Source organism: Variovorax durovernensis, from assembly GCF_977011995.1.
The window spans coordinates 5,752,654-5,769,193 of record NZ_CDRNCW010000001.1 but is presented as its reverse complement, the minus strand read 5'-3'; the positions used below and the strand labels follow the sequence as shown (position 1 = coordinate 5,769,193).

At 66.9% G+C, this 16,540-nt stretch carries 15 protein-coding genes; 11 read left to right on the top strand and 4 right to left on the bottom strand.

Features of this window, described 5'->3' with window-relative positions:
• Positions 1-4: 4 nt before the first annotated feature.
• Complete coding sequence (locus tag ACWV14_RS27320; RefSeq protein ID WP_454904627.1) at positions 5-2,059, bottom strand: ribonuclease catalytic domain-containing protein; 2,055 nt, start codon at positions 2,057-2,059, stop codon at positions 5-7.
• 140 nt (positions 2,060-2,199) lie between these two features.
• Complete coding sequence (locus ACWV14_RS27315; protein ID WP_454904626.1) at positions 2,200-2,793, bottom strand: YqiA/YcfP family alpha/beta fold hydrolase; 594 nt, start codon at positions 2,791-2,793, stop codon at positions 2,200-2,202.
• Between the two features lie 362 nt (positions 2,794-3,155).
• On the opposite strand from ACWV14_RS27315, the gene ACWV14_RS27310 reads away from it, so the two are divergent.
• The 6 genes from ACWV14_RS27310 (at position 3,156) to ACWV14_RS27285 (ending at position 10,487) form a co-directional block, all read left to right on the top strand.
• Positions 3,156-3,914: a response regulator gene (locus ACWV14_RS27310; protein ID WP_454912802.1), complete on the top strand. Its 759-nt coding sequence runs from the start codon at positions 3,156-3,158 to the stop codon at positions 3,912-3,914.
• A gap of 6 nt (positions 3,915-3,920) precedes the next feature.
• Positions 3,921-5,765, top strand: coding sequence for a histidine kinase (locus ACWV14_RS27305; protein ID WP_454904624.1), 1,845 nt, complete (start codon positions 3,921-3,923; stop codon positions 5,763-5,765).
• Between the two features lie 32 nt (positions 5,766-5,797).
• Positions 5,798-6,952 carry a rod shape-determining protein RodA gene (gene rodA, locus ACWV14_RS27300; RefSeq protein ID WP_454904623.1) on the top strand — a complete coding sequence of 385 codons (1,155 nt, stop codon included), beginning with the start codon at positions 5,798-5,800 and terminating at the stop codon, positions 6,950-6,952.
• A gap of 117 nt (positions 6,953-7,069) precedes the next feature.
• On the top strand, positions 7,070-8,530 hold the full coding sequence (gene tldD, locus ACWV14_RS27295) for a metalloprotease TldD (protein ID WP_422088253.1): 1,461 nt from the start codon (positions 7,070-7,072) through the stop codon (positions 8,528-8,530).
• 82 nt (positions 8,531-8,612) lie between these two features.
• The gene (locus tag ACWV14_RS27290; protein WP_454904622.1) at positions 8,613-9,140 is read left to right on the top strand and encodes a hypothetical protein; all 528 of its coding nucleotides are present in this window, start codon (positions 8,613-8,615) and stop codon (positions 9,138-9,140) included.
• A 228-nt stretch (positions 9,141-9,368) separates the two neighbouring features.
• Positions 9,369-10,487, top strand: coding sequence for a 3-deoxy-7-phosphoheptulonate synthase (locus ACWV14_RS27285; RefSeq protein WP_454904621.1), 1,119 nt, complete (start codon positions 9,369-9,371; stop codon positions 10,485-10,487).
• 13 nt (positions 10,488-10,500) lie between these two features.
• Here ACWV14_RS27285 and ACWV14_RS27280 read toward each other — a convergent pair whose 3' ends face one another.
• Positions 10,501-11,019, bottom strand: a complete 519-nt coding sequence (locus ACWV14_RS27280) for a cupin domain-containing protein (RefSeq protein ID WP_454904620.1) — start codon at positions 11,017-11,019, stop codon at positions 10,501-10,503.
• Positions 11,020-11,023: 4 nt separating this feature from the next.
• Complete coding sequence (gene mpl, locus ACWV14_RS27275; RefSeq protein ID WP_454904619.1) at positions 11,024-12,427, bottom strand: UDP-N-acetylmuramate:L-alanyl-gamma-D-glutamyl-meso-diaminopimelate ligase; 1,404 nt, start codon at positions 12,425-12,427, stop codon at positions 11,024-11,026.
• Between the two features lie 111 nt (positions 12,428-12,538).
• Between mpl and ACWV14_RS27270 the strand changes: the two genes are divergently transcribed.
• From ACWV14_RS27270 to prmA, 5 genes are all read left to right on the top strand, one after another.
• Positions 12,539-13,135 (top strand): hypothetical protein, encoded by a 597-nt coding sequence (locus ACWV14_RS27270; protein ID WP_081270205.1) that lies wholly within the window; start codon positions 12,539-12,541, stop codon positions 13,133-13,135.
• Complete coding sequence (locus ACWV14_RS27265; RefSeq protein ID WP_454904618.1) at positions 13,136-13,687, top strand: TlpA family protein disulfide reductase; 552 nt, start codon at positions 13,136-13,138, stop codon at positions 13,685-13,687.
• Between the two features lie 100 nt (positions 13,688-13,787).
• A complete protein-coding gene (gene accB, locus ACWV14_RS27260) occupies positions 13,788-14,258 on the top strand; it encodes an acetyl-CoA carboxylase biotin carboxyl carrier protein (protein ID WP_422088247.1) in 471 nt (156 codons plus the stop codon).
• Positions 14,259-14,260: 2 nt separating this feature from the next.
• Entirely contained in the window at positions 14,261-15,610 is a 1,350-nt protein-coding gene (accC, locus tag ACWV14_RS27255; protein WP_108135768.1) for an acetyl-CoA carboxylase biotin carboxylase subunit, read from the top strand.
• A gap of 15 nt (positions 15,611-15,625) precedes the next feature.
• Positions 15,626-16,513: a 50S ribosomal protein L11 methyltransferase gene (prmA, locus tag ACWV14_RS27250; RefSeq protein ID WP_454904617.1), complete on the top strand. Its 888-nt coding sequence runs from the start codon at positions 15,626-15,628 to the stop codon at positions 16,511-16,513.
• Positions 16,514-16,540: the final 27 nt, after the last annotated feature.

Genomic DNA, 16,540 nt, shown 5'->3' with positions numbered 1-16,540 from the left:
TGGCTCATGCGGGCGTGTTCTCGGGCGCGGCCTCGCTGTCCGTCAGGTCGACCGCGATGGCGATCGGGCCTGCAACCACTTCTTCTTCGTCGCTTTCCTCGTCGACGGCCGCATCGGCCTTCGGCGTGTCGAGGCGTTCGAGCACCGTGCCCGTCACGTCGAGCGCGATCTCGTCGATTTCGCCGAGCTTCACGCGCAGGCGTGCGCCGCGCTCCTGCTGGCCGGCCACCGGGAACACCAGCGGCAGCGTTTCGGCGCGCACCAGCGCACCGTTGGGCAGGTCCTTGATGACGGTGGCCTCGAGCTCGGTGATGCCCTGCTGCTGCAGGTACTTCAGCGTCCAGAAGCGTTCCATGCCGCCCTGGTAGGCGTTGTACGTGGCGTAGGCCGCATCGAAGCCCGAGAGGATGGAGAACAGGTCGGCGTCCTTCGGCTTGAATGGCGCGGCCAGCGCGGCGGTCTTGCCGTGGCGCGCGGCGGCAATGATCTGCCACTGGTTCACCAGGTCGGTGTAGCGGCGCAGCGGCGAGGTGCTCCAGGCGTAGCTCTTCACGCCCAGGCCCGCGTGCGGCAGCGCGCGCGTACCCATGCGCACCTTGATGCCGGGCGCGAGGCTGGCCTGGCTGCGGTACAGCCCGGGCACGCCGAGTTCGCCGAGCCAGCCGCCCCAGCTGCTGTTGGCCAGGATCATGGCCTCGGACACGATCAGGTCGAGCGGCGCGCCGCGCTGGCGCGTGCTGATCTGCACCTGCTCGCTGCCGGTGGGCTCGCCGTCGTTGCCGACGAGGCGGAAGTTGTAGTCGGGCCGGTTGAAGTTCTCGGGCTTGCCGCGCACCACTTCGCGCTGTGCCTTCAGCTGTTTCGCGAGGCGGAACAGGAAGGAGAGCGGGGCGCGCAGTTGGGCCGCGGCTTCGGGCGTGTTGTCGCTCTGGAACGAAGCGTCTTCGAGCCAGGGCTGGGTGACGACGGTGTCGAGCTGGTCGTGGCGCAGGTTGGCGACGATGGGCACGCGCTCCAGCTTGGTCTCGGTGCCTTGCAGCTCCAGCGTGGCTTCGTCGAAGCGCGCATAGAGCGACACCGCCGGGCGGTCGCCGCCTTCGAGCAGCGTGTAGGTGTTGACCACGTCGTCGGGCAGCATCGTGATCTTGTAGCCCGGCATGTAGACCGTCGACATGCGCGCGCGCGCCACGTTGTCGATGGCGCTGCCGGGCGTCAGTGCGAGTGCCGGCGCCGCGATGTGGATGCCGACGGTGACGGTGCCGCTGCCCAGGCCCTGCACCGAGAGTGCATCGTCGATTTCGGTGGTCTGCGAGTCGTCGATCGAGAAGGCCTGCACGCCGGACGCCACGGGCAGGTCGTCCACGATGGCGGGCGCCGCGAGCGCGGGGAAGCCGGTGCCCTTGGGGAAGTTCTCGAACAGGAAGCGCCGCCAGTGGAACTGGTAGGGCGAGTCGATGGCGCCGGCGCGTTCCAGCAGGTCGAGCGGAGGGCGCTGCGTGGCGCGCGCTGCGTCGACCACGGCCTTGTATTCGGGCGCGTTCTTGTCGGGCTTGAACAGGATCTTGTAGAGCTGCTCACGCACCGGCGCGGGGCACACGCCCTCGGCCAGCTGCCCGGCCCACTCGGTGATCTGCGCCTGGACGGCTTTCTTCTTCTCGATGGCGGCCAGCGCCTGCTGCACGATTTCGGCGGGCGCTTTCTTGAAGCGGCCCTTGCCGGCGCGGCGGAAGTAGTGCGGTGCCTCGAACAGTGCGAACAGCGCCGCGGCCTGCTGCGCGAGCGAGGGCTTGTCGCTGAAATAGTCGGCTGCGAGTTCGGCGAAGCCGAATTCGCCTTCTGCCGCGAATTCCCAGGCGAGGTCTAGGTCGATGGTGGCGGCGAGCGTGCGCGCCTCGGCGATCAGCTCGGCGGGCGCGGGCTTCTCGAACCGCAGCACGATGTTGGCGCCCTTGACCTTGACGCGCTTGCCGGTGTCGAGCTCGACCTGTGCCGATGCTTCGGCCTCCGACAGCACGCGGCCGCCGAGGTACTTGCCGGCTTCTTCAAACAATACAAACATAGTCTCCGATTCTCCCACGCGGAAAACCGATGCGATCCAATACCAGGATGCCGCGGAACCGGCTTCGCCGGGCCGCAGGCATCGCCCCCTGCAAGGGGGTTGGCGAAGCGACACGAAGTGCGCGAAGTCTGGGGGTGTGCCTAGACCGGGTTGATGAAAGCCATGACGTCGTCCAGGTGCGCCCTGTCGAAGTCCGACAGCGCATGGTCGCCGCCTTCGAGCAGCTTGATGTTGCTGTCCGGATAGCGCGCGGACATCTCGTGCCAGTCGAGGGCTTCGTCGCCCTTGGCGATGATGGCGAACACGCGCTCGGGGCGCGTGAGCTGGCCGACTTCCATGGCGCGCAGCTCGTGGATGTATTCGGGCCGGAAGTAGAAGTGCTCGGCCGGATCGTGCCAGACGGTCTGGTCGCCGATGTAGCGCGTGAGGTCGCGCGCGGGATGGACCGCCGGGTTGAGCAGCACGGCGCGGCAGCGCGTCATGCCGGCCACGTAGGTCGCGTAGAAGCCGCCGAGCGAAGAGCCCACCACCGCCATCGACTTGCGCGGCCAGTGCGCGATGCCCTTCATCACCATGTCGATCGCATCGTGCGGAGAAGGCGGCAGCTGCGGGCACCACCACTGCAGGTTCGGGTGGCGCCGCGCCACGCGGTCCGCCATGATCCGGGCCTTCGTGGACTGAGGCGAGGAGCGGAAGCCGTGCAGGTACAACAGGTGAGTGGTTTGCGGATCCATGCGATGAAGATTCGGGAGGAGCGTGCGTCGCGCCACGCTTGCGAGGACCGGGCAATTTTGCATGAGGTCTGTTCTTGCGAGGCCGCTTCCAACATACAAAAAACCCGCGAGCGGGGTCCTTCGGCCTGTCATGCCCGGGCGTGCGCGAACCCTTTGGAGGCCCCTGTTCACAAGGGCTTGCATGAATCGAGACTTAAAGTATTCATGTTGCTCTTTGCCGCGGTGCGAATGGCCTACGTTCGGGTTACCTCGACATGCGGCACATACGGCAAAAAAGCGGCGCAAGTGTCGTGGGGTGCCTGCCAGGATGCATCCCATGAACTGGGTAGGCGTTGCCGAATTAACAATTTGCGCCGAGCCTTATGCTCATACCTATGAACATCGAGGCTCAGGACGACGGGGCGCTACGCCGGTGGGGCGTGCTCGTCGTCGAAGACGACAGCCGCGCGCGCGCTTTTTTCGAGGCCAGCGTGCAGCGCAGCCCACGCCTTTTCTGGCTCGGCAGCGCAGGCAGTGTGCAGGAAGCGCGGGCCTGGCTGGCGCGCACGGCAACAATTCCCGACGTGCTGCTGGTCGACCTCGGCATGCCCGACGGCACCGGGCTGGACGTGATCCGCGACGCGGTCGCGCGCTTTCCCGGCTGCGAGCCGCTGGTGGTGTCGGTCTTCGGCGACGAGGAGAACGTGCTCGCCAGCATCGAGGCCGGTGCGGTGGGCTACATCCACAAGGACGCCGCGCCCGAGGACATCGCGCAGACCATCGTCGAGATGAAGGCCGGCGCATCGCCGATCTCGCCCATGATCGCGCGGCGCGTGCTGGCCAAATACCGCAGCCTGCAATCGTCGGCGGCGAGCGCGGTCGGCGGCGCCGAAGTGCCTGGCGGCGCGCCCGAGGCGCCCGCCGAGGAGTCCGATCGCGGCTTGCTGTCGGGACGTGAACACGAGGTGCTGACGCTGATCGCGCGCGGCTTCTCTTACGCGGAGATCGCCCGGCTCAAGGGGCTGAGCGTCCATACGGTGCAGACTCATATCAAGAACCTCTATGGAAAGCTCGCGGTGCATTCCAAGAGCGAGGCTGTCTTCGAAGCGACGCGCCTCGGCCTGCTGTCTCATCCGGGCTGAGCGCGGATGGTGCCGAAGCTGGTGTCGTCGCTGTTTTCGTTCCTGTTGGCGCTGCTCCTGTCGGGCATCGCCACGATGGCGGCCGCAAGCGCGCCGGAGCAGCCGCTCGAACTGACGCAAGGCTCGGTCACGACCTCGGTGGACGGCGTCACGCGCACCGGGCCGGTCGACCTTTCCTACCACTGGGACCGGCAGCACGCAGGACGCCCGGGCTTCGCGATCTTCGACCTGCCGTTCACGCTCGATGCCGCGCCCCAGACCCCGTGGGGCATCTTCATTCCGCGCGTGGGCAATGTGTTCGAAGTGCAGCTCAACGACGCGCTGCTGCAGGTCTACGGCGACCTGGACCGCGGCAACGACGCCGACTACGCGAAGGCCCCGATCTACGTGCCCGTGCCGGGTCGCCTTCTGAAGCCGGGCGAGAACCACCTGCAGATCCGCCTTCGCGCCGACAGCGGCCGGCGCGCGGGCCTCTCGCACGTGACCATCGGCCCGGCTGCACAGGTGCGCACTGAACTGTTCGAGAGCGCCTACGCCTGGCGCTTCACCGGCTCGGTGCTGCTGGCCGCGTTCAGCCTGATCGTCGGCGGCATCGCCCTGGCGCTCTGGCTGACGCAGGTAGAAACCGGTGCCGACGGCCGGCCGCGGCGCGAAGGCATTTATTTCTGGGCCGCGCTGGCCGAGTTCTGCTGGGCCATCCGGGTGGCCGACGGCGTGATCGCCGAGCCGCCGCTGACCTGGGGCGTCTGGGGCGTGCTGATGGCCGTCTGCTACGCGGGCTGGGTGGTCTCGGTGATGATGTTCGGCTGCCACATCGCCGGCTGGGGCAACGACCGCCGCTTCCGCTGGGTGCGCTGGCCGATGGCCGCCATCGTGGCCGGCACGGCAATCTTCACCACGGTGGCCCTGCAGCGCGAGGAGCCGATGTGGCTCACCGGCTGGCTCGCGGTGGAAATCGTCCTGGTCGTCGCGCTGGTGGGCGCCTTCGCCATCGCGACCGTGCGCCGGCCGAACACCGAACAACTGCTGGTGGCCGGTGCCGCGCTGGTGACGGTGGCGTTCGCCGCGCGCGACTGGCTGGTCATACGGCTGAGCGACGCCTACGGCGAGACCACCTGGGTGCGCTATTCGTCGGTGTTCTTCGGCGTGGCCCTGCTGCTGATAGTGCTGCGGCGATTCCATGTGGCAACGGCGCAGGCGCGAGGGTCGGTGGCGGCGCTGGCAGAGCAGGTGGCCCAGCGCGAACGCGAACTGGCCGCGACCTATGCGGAACTCGAGGCCGCGGCGCGCGACCAGGCGCGCACTCACGAGCGCGAGCGCATCCTGCGCGACATGCACGACGGCGTGGGCTCGCACATCAGCTCGGCGATCCGGCAGCTGCAGTCGGGCCAGACCAGCCCGGGCGACCTGCTGCGCACGCTGCGCGATTCGCTGGACCAGCTCAAGCTGTCGATCGACTCCATCCACCTGCCGCCGGGCGATGTCGGCGCCTTGCTCGCGGCGCTGCGCTACCGGCTGGAGCCCCGGCTGGTGGCGGCCGGCATCGAGTTCGAATGGGCGGTGGAAGAGGTCGACGCGGTGGCGCGGCTCGACGCCCAGACCATGCGGCAACTGCAGTTCCTGCTGTTCGAGGCCATATCGAACGTGTTGCAGCACGCCCAGGCCACGGTGCTGCGGCTCGAGGCCGACATGCGTGGCAAGACGGTGCAGGTGCGGGTGATCGACAACGGCAAGGGCTACGATGCCTCGCAGGTGCCGAGGGCGCTGGCGGAGCGCGCCGGGGCCATCGGCGCCCGCCTGGCGGTCGAAAGCCGACCGGGCCGCACGGTCGTTCAGCTGGCCTTCGATTGAAGCGGGCGCCGGGGCGGGGATAATCCGCCCCCATGTCTGCCGTGTTCAACCAGCCCTCCCTGGCGCGTCGCATCGCGCCCATCTTCCAGGGCTTCGACGGCTTTCTGGCCTTCGCAGTGCTGCTGCTCGCGTTCGCCGGATTGCTGACCATGTATTCGTCCGGTTACGACCATGGCTCCCGTTTCGTCGACCATGGCCGCAACATGCTGCTGGCCGGCTTCATCATGTTCGTGGTGGCGCAGGTGCCGCCGCAGAAGCTCATGCTCGCTGCCGTGCCGCTCTATGTGACGGGGGTGGCGCTGCTGGTGGCGGTGGCGCTCTTCGGCATCACCAAGAAGGGCGCCCAGCGCTGGATCAACCTGGGCATGGTGATCCAGCCCAGCGAAATCCTGAAGATCGCGATGCCGCTGATGCTGGCATGGTGGTTCCAGCGCCGCGAAGGCCAGCTGCGGCCGCTGGATTTCGTGGTGGCGACGGTGCTGCTGGCGGTGCCTGTCGGGCTCATCATGAAACAGCCCGACCTGGGCACCTCGCTGCTGGTGCTGGCGGCGGGCCTGGCGGTGATCTTCTTCGCGGGGCTGCCCTGGAAGCTGATCGTGCCGCCGGTGGTGATCGGCGCCGTGGCCATCACGCTGATCGTGAGCTTCGAGTCGCGGCTGTGCGCCGACGGCGTCGACTGGCGCGTGCTGCACGACTACCAGAAGCAGCGCGTGTGCACGCTGCTCGACCCCAGCAAGGACCCGCTGGGCAAGGGCTTCCACATCATCCAGGGCATGATCGCCATCGGCTCGGGCGGCGTGGGCGGCAAGGGCTTCATGCAGGGCACGCAGACGCACCTGGAGTTCATTCCCGAACGCACCACCGACTTCATCTTCGCGGCCTATTCCGAGGAATTCGGGCTCATGGGCAACCTGGCGCTGATCTCGGCCTTCATCCTGCTGATCTTCCGGGGGCTGGTCATCGCGACCAACGCCACCACGCTGTTCTCGCGCCTGCTGGCGGGGGCGGTGACGATGATCTTCTTCACCTACGCCTTCGTGAACATGGGCATGGTCAGCGGCATCCTGCCGGTGGTGGGCGTGCCGCTGCCGTTCATCAGCTATGGCGGCACCGCGATGGTGACGCTGGGGCTGGGGCTGGGGATCCTGATGTCGATCGCCCGGGCCAGGAAGCTGGCGCAGAACTGAGGATGCCAGGAACACCGCGGAACCGGCTTTGCCGGGCCGCTGGTGTTGCCCCCGGTAGGGGGAAGGCGAAGCGACACGAAGTGCGCGCAGCCTGGGGGCGAGCCATAGAATCCGACGATGATCTCTCGCGAACCCACCATCGAGCGCCTCGCCACGGCGCAACAGCTCCTTCTCACGCCGTTCGGACTCGACGAATCGCACCTGAGCAAGGCCTTGGCCGAGATCACCGCGCACCGGGTGGACGACGCCGACCTGTACTTCCAGTACACCCGAAGCGAAGGCTGGAGCCTCGAAGAGGGCATCGTCAAGACCGGCAGCTTCAGCATCGACCAGGGCGTCGGCGTGCGCGCGGTCAGCGGCGAGAAAACCGCATTTGCCTATTCCGACGACATTTCCGAAGCCTCGCTGCTCGACGCGGCGCGCACGGTGCGCTCAATTTCTTCCGCGGGCCGCACCGGCCGCGTGAAGACGGCGACCCGCAAGATCGCGTCGAGCCGTTCGCTCTACGACGGCATCGACCCCATCTCCACGCTCGACAGCACCGCCAAGGTCAAGCTGCTGGAGAAGGTCGAGAAGCTGGCGCGTTCGCGCGACCCGCGCGTGGCGCAGGTCATGGCCGGCCTCGCGAGCGAATACGACGTGGTGCTGGTGGCACGCGCCGACGGCACGCTGGCCGCCGACGTGCGCCCGCTGGTGCGTCTTTCGGTCACGGTGATCGCCGAGCAGAACGGCCGCCGCGAAATCGGCTCCGGCGGCGGCGGCGGGCGCTTCGGCCTGGCCTACTTCACCGACGAGCAGATCGCCGAATACGTCGACCACGCCGTGAAGGCCGCCCTGACCAACCTCGATGCACGTCCGGCACCCGCCGGTGAGATGACCGTGGTGCTCGGCTCCGGCTGGCCCGGCATCCTGCTGCACGAAGCCATCGGCCACGGCCTCGAGGGCGACTTCAACCGCAAGGGTTCCAGCGCGTTCTCCGGCCGCATCGGCCAGCGCGTGGCCGCCAAGGGCGTGACGGTGCTCGACGACGGCACCATCGCCGACCGCCGCGGCTCGCTCAACGTCGACGACGAGGGCAACGCCAGCCAGCGCAACGTGCTGATCGAGGACGGCATCCTCAAGGGCTACATCCAGGACTCGCTCAACGCGCGCCTCATGAAGGTCAAGCCCACCGGCAACGGCCGCCGCGAGAGCTACGCCCACGTGCCGATGCCGCGCATGACCAACACCTACATGCTCGGCGGCGACAAGGACCCGAAGGAAATCGTCGCGAGCATCAAGAAGGGTTTGTACGCCACCAACTTCGGCGGCGGGCAGGTCGACATCACGAGCGGCAAGTTCGTTTTTTCGGCCAGCGAGGCCTACTGGGTCGAGAACGGCAAGATCCAATACCCGGTGAAGGGCGCGACCATCGTGGGCAACGGCCCCGACGCGCTCACCCGCGTGACCATGATCGGCAACGACATGGCGCTCGACTCGGGCGTGGGCACTTGCGGCAAGGAAGGCCAGAGCGTGCCAGTGGGCGTGGGCCAGCCCACCCTGCGCATCGACGGCCTGACAGTAGGTGGAACGGCTTAGGCCTTTCGTCACTTGCGGATTGTTTCCTTCGGTTGCTAAGCTGCGTTCCTTTTGCGAACGACAGAATTCAAGGAGCAACTCGATGGGGAGCAGGATCAATTCGCCCGCTGTACTGTGGGCCGTGACCGCGGTGGTGGCGCTGGCCTCCGCCGGTTGCGCATCGCGCGGTGGTTCGAGCAGCCAACCCGAGGCAGCGCCCGCGGCTGCAGCCGCTCCGGCACGTGGCGGCGCCAAGGCCGGCATGGACGCCCAGGGCAACGTCATCGACTCGTCAAAGGTCGAAGCCGGCAGCGGCAAGACGGTCAAGGGCCTGAACGGCTACGAAGGCGAGATCACCGGCAACCCGGCGCGCAACAGCAAGTTCGCGCGGCTGCAGATCGGCATGAGCGCGCGGCAGGTTACCGACCTTGCCGGCCAGCCGACCGACCAGGGTGCCTACGTGACCGGCAAGGCCTTCATTCCGTTCTATTTCGGCAGTGACCGCCACCGCTTCGAGATGACCTACAAGGGCCAGGGCCGGCTGATCTTCGCGGGTGGCGGCATGGGCGATTTCTCCAGCGGCAACCTGATCTGGATCATCCACAACCCCAACGAATCGGGCTACCGCTAGGCAAAGCCGCGCACGCCCGCTTGACCCGGCTTTTGCTTTCCGTGCTACATTCCGCCCACATGTCCGCCCTCCGCGCTTATTTCTTTGCCTACTTTTGGTTCCCGGTTTCCGGCGGACGAGAGGCGAGCGCGTAAAGCAAACGAACACCCTCCCAGAACCGCCGGTGGCCTCAAGCCCCCGGCGGTTTTTTTATGGCCTGACGAAACCCACTCCAACAAGGAAGCACCCATGAGCACGAACACTGCCCCCGCCAGCGACAGCTGGTATGCGAACGTCGAAAAAACCAGCAAGACCGACGACGAACGCATCAAGGACATCAACGTGCTGCCTCCTCCCGAACATCTGATCCGCTTCTTCCCGATCCGCGGCACGCCTGTCGAAACCCTGATCGAAGGCACCCGCCGCAGCATCCACAACATCATGGCGGGCAAGGACGATCGGCTGCTGGTGATCATGGGCCCGTGCTCCATCCACGATCCGGCCGCGGCGCTCGAATATGCCCGCCGCCTGAAGGTCGAACGCGAAAAATACGCCGGCACGCTGGAAATCGTGATGCGCGTGTACTTCGAGAAGCCGCGCACTACGGTCGGCTGGAAGGGCCTGATCAACGACCCGTACCTCGACGAGAGCTTCCGCATCGACGAAGGCCTGCGCATCGCGCGCCAGCTGCTGATCGACATCAACCGCATCGGCCTGCCGGCGGGCAGCGAATTCCTCGACGTGATCTCGCCCCAGTACATCGGCGACCTGATCGCCTGGGGCGCCATCGGCGCGCGCACGACCGAAAGCCAGGTGCACCGCGAGCTGGCTTCCGGCCTGTCGGCGCCGATCGGCTTCAAGAACGGCACGGACGGCAACATCCGCATCGCCACCGATGCGATCCAGGCGGCGGCGCGCGGCCACCACTTCCTGTCGGTGCACAAGAACGGCCAGGTCGCGATTGTGCAGACCAACGGCAACCCCGACTGCCACGTGATCCTGCGCGGCGGCAAGGCGCCCAACTACGACGCCGCCAGCGTCGAGGCGGCCTGCAAGGACCTCCAGGCCGCCAAGCTGCCGCCCACGCTCATGGTCGACTGCAGCCACGCCAACAGTTCGAAGCAGCACCAGAAGCAGATCGACGTGGCGAAGGACGTCGCCGCGCAGATCGCAGCCGGTTCGAATCGCGTGTTCGGCGTGATGGTCGAAAGCCATCTGCAGGCCGGTGCCCAGAAGTTCACGCCGGGCAAGGACGAGCTGTCGGGCCTCGAGTACGGCAAGAGCATCACCGATGCGTGCCTGGGCTGGGAAGATTCGGTGCAGGTGCTCGACACGCTGTCGCAGGCGGTCAAGCGGCGCCGGGGCTGAGCGCCGGGCTCTGCTAGAGCATGCCGGCCAGGTCGGGCCAGTGGTGCCGCATCGATGCAGCCTCGTCGCTGTCGGGCGGCACCATCGAGAAATCGGCAAAGTCGAAGCCCGGCCCGACCATGCACGCAACCAGCGTGTAGTCGCCAGCCGAGTGGCTCTGGATCGGGCGCGCGGCCTGCCACTGGCCGGCGAGCACCACATGCTGCGGCCGCGTCCCGTGGGCGTCGACCGGGCCCAGCTTCACATGGGCCGGCGCGGTCCGCATCGCGGCGTCGCAGGTCCAGAGCGCCAGCGGCACGCCTTCCAGATGCACCCAGGCCTCGTCCGACAGCACCCGGTGCCAGCGTGACTGCTGGCCGGCTTCCAGCAGGAAGTAGATGCTGGTCAGCGCATTGCGGCTTGCACGGCCGTCGGCAGGCAAGACGGTCGCCGCCGAGCGGAACACTTCCTTGTACCAGCCGCCTTCGGGGTGGGGCTGCAGCTTCAGGGTCTCGATCAGTTCGTGCGCGCGGGACAGAGGGGTGAGGGTCATGGGCTCATGATGCCGCCGCGGCCTTCAGCGCGGCAAGCAGTTTGTCGTGCACGCCGCCGAAGCCGCCGTTGCTCATGCAGACGATGTGATCCCCCGGCCGTGCCGCGGTCACGATCTGCTCCACCAGCGGTTCGATGGCTCCTGCTAGCTGGGCGCGCTCGCCCATCGGTGCCAGCGCGGCGGCGACGTCCCAGTCGAGCCCGGCCGTATGGCAGAAAGACAGATCGGCCGACTCCAGGCTCCAGGGCAACTGCGCCGCCATGACGCCCAGCTTCATCGTGTTGCTGCGCGGCTCGAAGGCCGCGAGGATGCGCTCGCTTTTCTTGCCGGCGTCATCGAGCTTGTTGCGCAGGCCGTCGAGCGTCGTGCGGATGGCCGTGGGGTGGTGGGCGAAGTCGTCATAGACGGTGATGGCGCCGCCGCCGCTCTCCACGGCGCCCCGCAGCTCCATGCGCCGGCGCACGTTGCGGAAGGTGCCGAGCGCGCGGGCCGCTTCGGCGGGCGGCACGCCCACATGATCGGCAGCAGCAATGGCGGCGAGCGCGTTCATCTGGTTGTGCAGCCCGGAGAGCGCCCACTCGACCCGGCCGACCACCTCGCCTTGGCGCAGCACGTCGAAGGCGTCGTGGGGGCCTCGTGCCTGCCATTCACCGCCGGCGCCGAAGCGTGCGAGCTCGCTCCAGCAGCCCTGCGTCAGCACGCGCTGCAGGCTTTCTTCGGTGGCGTTCACCACCAGCCGCCCAGTGCTGGGCACGGTGCGCACGAGGTGATGGAATTGCCGTTCGATGGCTGCGAGATCATCGAAGATGTCCGCGTGATCGAACTCCAGGTTGTTCAGCACCGCGGTGCGCGGCCTGTAGTGCACGAACTTGCTGCGCTTGTCGAAGAAGGCCGTGTCGTATTCATCGGCCTCGATCACGAAGGCCGAGCCGTCGCCCAGCCGGGCCGACACGCCAAAGTCCAGCGGCACGCCCCCCACCAGGAAGCCCGGCGCCTTGCCGCCTTTTTCCAGCACCCAGGCCAGCATCGAAGTGGTCGTCGTCTTGCCGTGGGTGCCGGCGACGGCCAGCACATGGCGGCCCTGAAGCACATGCTCGGCCAGCCATTGCGGGCCGCTGGTATAGGGCTGGCCGGCGTCGAGGATCGCTTCCATCAGCGGGAACTTGGGGCTCCCGTCGGGCAGCCGGACGCGGGACACCACGTTGCCGACCACGAACATGTCGGGCGAAAGTTCAAGCTGGTCGGCGCCGAAGCCTTCGATCAGGTCGATGCCGAGCGAGCGCAACTGGTCGCTCATGGGCGGGTACACGCCGGCGTCGCAGCCCGTGACCCGGTGGCCTGCCTCGCGCGCCAGGGCGGCGAGTCCGCCCATGAACGTGCCGCAGATACCCAGGATATGAATGTGCATCGGTCGATTCTAGGGAAGCGAGGTGCGGTGCCTGCCCGGCCGCAGGGCCTTTGGCCTGCGCTTCGTACTGATGTTCATCTAAGGGAAGCCCACTGGGGGCAAAATGCCCGAATGGACACGTCCAAGCGTGAAATCGCCGCTTCCGCAGCCCGTCTCGTCGTCGAGGAAGGGCTTGAGTACGGCCCGGCCAAGCGCCGTGCACTGCGTGACCTCGGCCTGTCGGCGCGTACCCCGCTGCCGAACAACGACGAAGTCGAGGCCGAGGTGCGTGAGTACATCGAGCTGTTCTGCGCCGATACCCAGCCGCAGGAATTGCACGCGCTGCGTCTTCTGGCGCTCGAGTGGATGGAGCGCATGGCCGCTTTCCGCCCGCATGTCGGAGGCGCCGTGTGGCACGGAACGGCCACCCGGCTGTCAGACATTTATATTCAATTGTTCTGCGATGATTCCAAGTCGGCCGAAATCGCACTGATCGATCACCACGTGGATTACGAACCCCGCATGGTGACCGGCTTTCATGGCGAGCAGGTCGAGGCCCTGAGCGTGCATGCCCCGAGCCGGGCGCTCGGCGAGGAAATCGGCGTGCACCTGCTGGTCTATGACCTCGACGACCTGCGCGGAGCCCTGAAGCCCGACGCCCAGGGGCGCACGCCGCGCGGCGACCTGCCCGCATTGCGCCGACTGATTGAACGAGAAAAGGACAAGTGAATGACTTCTTCGCCCACCCGACGCGGCATGCTCTATGCCGGCGTGGCGGCTGCCGCGGCGGCCGCCGGACTCGGTGGTGCCTGGTGGAAGGAGCGCGGCAGCGGCAGTTCGGCCAGCGGCGAGCAACTGGATGCAGCGTTCTGGGGTCAGAGCTTCGAGCGTCCCGAGGGCGGTGACCTCGTCCTGTCGAGCCTGCGCGGCAAGCCGCTGCTGCTGAACTTCTGGGCGACCTGGTGTCCTCCCTGTGTCGAGGAAATGCCCATGATCGACGCCTTTTTCCGCGAACATGGTTCCAACGGCTGGCAAGTTGTGGGATTGGCCATCGATCAGCCCAGCGCCGTGCGCAAATTCCTGCAGCGCACGCCGGTCACCTATCCCACCGGCCTGGCGGGTCTGCAGGGCACGGAACTGGTCAAGAACCTGGGCAACACAGGCGGCGGGCTGCCCTTCACGCTGGTGCTGAATGCGAACGGGTCGGTGGCCGCTCGTAAAATGGGCAAGCTGGAAACCACCGATCTGGACACTTGGCGGCGCGAACTGGTTCGTGGTTAGAATCCCGTCCTTCCGCTGGCGTTAGCCGCCAAACGCCGAAAATCGCCGATTTTCGGACAAGTTATATCCCAAAGACCGGCAAAGCCGGCACTGGAGTCTCATGGATCTGCGCAAACTCAAGACACTGATCGATCTGGTGTCCGAATCGAATATTTCCGAACTGGAAATCACCGAGACCGAAGGCAAGGTTCGCATCGTCAAGGGCGGCGGCGCCGCCCCGGTGCAGTATGTGCAAACGCTGGCAGCGCCTCAGGCGGCTGCAGCACCGGCCGCAGCCGGCGCTCCTGCTGCGGCACCTGCCGCGGCCAGCGCACCGGTGGCCGAAGCCGCGCCTGCCGGCCATGCCGTGAAGTCGCCGATGGTCGGCACCTTCTACCGTTCGTCCAGCCCGGGCGCTGCTGCGTTCGTCGAGGTTGGCAGCAAGGTGAACGAGGGTGACACGGTCTGCATCATCGAAGCGATGAAGATCCTCAACGAAATCGAGGCCGACAAGTCCGGCACGATCACCCAGATCCTCGGCGAAAACGGGCAGGCGGTCGAATACGGCCAGCCGCTGTTCATCATCGAGTGACCATGTTCAAGAAGATCCTGGTTGCAAACCGGGGGGAGATTGCCCTCCGGATCCAGCGCGCCTGCAGCGAACTCGGCATCAAGGCCGTGATGGTGTATTCCGAGGCCGACCGCGACGCCAAGTACATCAAGCTCGCCGAAGAAGCGGTGTGCATCGGCCCGGCCCCGTCGGCGCAGAGCTACCTCAACATGCCGGCGATCATTTCGGCCGCCGAAGTGACCGACGCCGAAGCCATCCACCCCGGCTATGGCTTCCTGAGCGAGAACGCCAACTTCGCCGAACGCGTGGAGCAGAGCGGTTTCCAGTTCATCGGCCCGACGCCCGACAACATCCGCACGATGGGCGACAAGGTCTCGGCCAAGCAGGCCATGATCAAGGCCGGCGTGCCTTGCGTGCCCGGCTCCGAGGGTGAGCTCTCGGACGACGCAGCCACCAACAAGCGCATCGCCCGCGCGATCGGCTACCCGGTCATCATCAAGGCGGCAGGCGGCGGCGGTGGCCGCGGCATGCGCGTGGTGCACACCGAGGCGGCGCTGGTCAACGCGATCCAGATGACCAAGGCGGAAGCCGGCGCGGCCTTCAACAATGCGGCCGTGTACATGGAGAAGTTTCTCCAGAACCCGCGCCACATCGAGATCCAGATCCTCGCGGACAAGCACAAGAACGCCGTCTACCTGGGCGAGCGCGACTGCTCCATGCAGCGCCGCCACCAGAAGGTGATCGAGGAATCGCCCGCGCCGGGCATTCCGCGCAAGCTGATCGAGAAGATCGGCGAGCGCTGCGCGGCCGCCTGCAAGAAGATCGGCTACCGCGGCGCCGGCACCTTCGAGTTCCTCTACGAGAACGGCGAGTTCTACTTCATCGAGATGAACACGCGCGTGCAGGTGGAGCATCCGGTGACGGAATTCACCACGGGCATCGACATCGTCAAGACGCAGATCATGGTCGCGGCCGGCGAGAAGCTGCCGTTCACGCAGCGCCAGATCCAGATGCACGGCCACGCCATCGAGGTGCGCATCAACGCCGAAGACGCCTGGAAGTTCACGCCGTCGCCGGGCCGCATCACCATGTGGCACCCACCGGGCGGCCCTGGCGTGCGCGTCGACTCGCATGCGTACACCAACTACTTCGTGCCGCCGAACTACGACTCCATGATCGGCAAGATCATCGTGTACGGTGACACGCGCGAGCAGGCCATGGCCCGCATGCGCACGGCGCTCAACGAAACCGTGATCGAAGGCATCCAGACCAACATCCCGCTGCACCGCGAGCTGATGGTCGATTCCAAGTTCATGACCGGTGGCACCAACATCCACTATCTCGAAGAGTGGCTGGCTGCACACAAGCGCTGACCTGGAAAGACTGCGATGTTTGAACTCCGCCTGATGGCGCCGGAAGACCGGGTCGAAACGCTCAGCGATGCGCTCGATGCACTCGATGCACTGAGCGTGTCGGTGGAAGACGCCGACGCGCAAACCGACGCCGAGCAGGCGCTGTTCGGCGAACCCGGCATGCCGCCGCCCAAGGATGGCTGGCAGCGTTCGCGCGTGATCGCGTTGTTCCCCGACGAGGCGGCCGCGAAGGATGCCGCGTCGGTGCTCGCGCTGCAGGACTTCTTCGAGGGCTGCGAGGTGCTCGGCATCGGCGTGGTGCCCGAGCAGGACTGGGTGCGGCTCACGCAATCGCAGTTCGCGCCGGTCGAGATCACGCCCGAGTTCTGGATCGTGCCCACCTGGCACGAGCCGCCCGAACAGGCCAGGGAAGTGATCCGGCTGGACCCGGGGCTCGCCTTCGGTACCGGCACGCATCCCACCACCCGCATGTGCCTGCGCTGGATCGCCACACGACAAGGCGGCCTGGGCGGCCAGCGCGTGCTCGACTACGGCTGCGGCTCCGGCATCCTGGCCATCGGCGCGGCGAAGTTCGGCGCGGCCGACATCGACGCCGTCGACATCGACGAAGCCGCGGTCTCGTCGACCAAGCTCAATGCGGAGGCCAATGGCGTCCATCTGAAGGCCGGACTGCCCGAGGCGGCCAAGGGCCACTACGACACCGTGCTCGCGAACATCCTGGCCACGCCGCTCAAGGTGCTTGCGCCACTGCTGCGCAGCCATGTGAAAGCCGGCGGATCGCTGGTGCTGGCCGGCATCCTCGAGCGCCAGGCGGACGAATTGAAAGAGGCCTACGCACCGTACGCCGCGCTCGAAGTCAGCGACACCGAGGATGGCTGGATCCTCATGACCGCGCGCTGCTGAGCCGCCGCTTCGCGCCTCTCACGCGGC